The following is a 1,696-nucleotide window of genomic DNA, read 5'->3' on the forward strand; positions in this document are numbered from 1 at the left end:
TCACGTTCGATTTTTCCGCGCCGCCGGCCGCGATGATCGCCCGGCGCGCGGAAAAATCGAACGTGTTCACGCGCATCCTGCTCGCGCTGTTCGGCGTGATTTCATGGCGCGCCGTACCCATGATGCCCGTTGAAATCACGCTCTTGCCCGAGTGGTTTCCGTTCCATTTGTCGAAGGTGTCCTACTGGGCGCGGACCGTTATCGTGCCCTTGCTCGTGCTCAACGCGAAGCGGCCGAAGGCGCGCAATCCGAAGGGCGTGCGCATAGACGAGCTTTTTTTCGATGCCCCTGTCAACACCGGCATGGCCGCACGCGCGCCGCATCAGCATCAGGGCTGGTTCGTGTTGTTCCGCTGCGTGGATGCCGTGCTGCGCACCGTCGATCCGCTGTTCCCGCGTCATACACGCCAGCGCGCAATAGAAGCGGCCGTGCGTTTCGTCGATGAACGGCTCAACGGCGAGGATGGCCTCGGCGCGATTTTCCCCGCGATGGCCAACTCCGTCATGATGTACGACGTGCTGGGTTATCCCGAAGACCATCCGAACCGGGCGATTGCGCGCAAGTCGATCGAGAAGCTCTTGATCATCGATGAAGCGCCCGATGGCGAGGCGTATTGCCAGCCGTGTTTATCGCCCGTGTGGGACACGTCGCTCGTCGCGCACGCGTTGCTCGAAGCCGATACACCGAAGGCGCGGGCGGCGGTATCGCGTGGACTGGACTGGCTCGTGCCGTTGCAGATCCTCGATGTCCGCGGCGACTGGATCTCGCGCCGGCCGACTATCCGGCCCGGCGGCTGGGCGTTCCAGTTTGCGAACCCGCATTATCCGGACGTCGACGACACCGCCGTTGTCGCCATGGCAATGGATCGCGCCGACCGCGAAAACGGCACCGCGCTGTACGGCGAAGCGATTGCGCGCGGGCGGGAATGGGTCGTCGGCATGCAAAGCAGCGACGGCGGATGGGGCGCGTTCGAACCCGAAAACACGCAGTATTACCTCAACAACATCCCGTTCTCCGACCACGGCGCGTTGCTCGATCCGCCTACGGTGGATGTGTCGGGACGATGTCTATCGATGCTCGCGCAGCTTGGCGAGTTGCCCGCGACGAGCGAGCCGGCGAAGCGCTCGCTGGATTACATCCTGCGCGATCAGGAACGCGATGGAAGCTGGTACGGACGCTGGGGCCTGAACTATATCTACGGGACGTGGACCGCGTTGTGCGCGTTGAACGCGGCCGGATTGCCGCTGACCGATTCGCGGATGCAGCGCGCCGCGCAATGGCTCATCAGCATCCAGAACGCCGATGGCGGATGGGGCGAGGGCGGCGAGAGTTACAAGCTGGATTATCGCGGGTATGAAGCGGCGCCGAGCACGGCGTCGCAGACATCGTGGGCGTTGCTCGGGTTGATGGCGGCGGGGTTTGTCGGTCATCCGGCGGTGGCGAAGGGCGTCCAGTATCTGACGTCCACGCAGCGCGAGCACGGGCTTTGGGACGAAACAAGGTTCACGGCGACCGGCTTTCCGCGCGTGTTTTATCTGCGATACCACGGCTATAGAAAATTCTTCCCGCTTTGGGCGCTGGCTCGTTACCGGAACATGCTGCGCGATGGCGCCACGCGCGTGACGGCGGCGATGTGAGCTTGCCCGTTATCGCAGTAACGGGGATGGCGTTTGAAGCGCGCATCGCGCGCGGGCCA

At 63.8% G+C, this 1,696-nt stretch carries 1 protein-coding gene; it reads left to right on the plus strand.

The window, feature by feature from the left end:
- A partial coding sequence (gene shc, locus ACRXB1_RS35610; RefSeq protein WP_449494721.1) for a squalene--hopene cyclase occupies positions 1-1,637 on the plus strand: 1,637 nt, incomplete at its 5' end.
- Positions 1,638-1,696: the final 59 nt, after the last annotated feature.

The sequence above is a fragment of the Caballeronia sp. M23-90 genome (assembly GCF_053574605.1).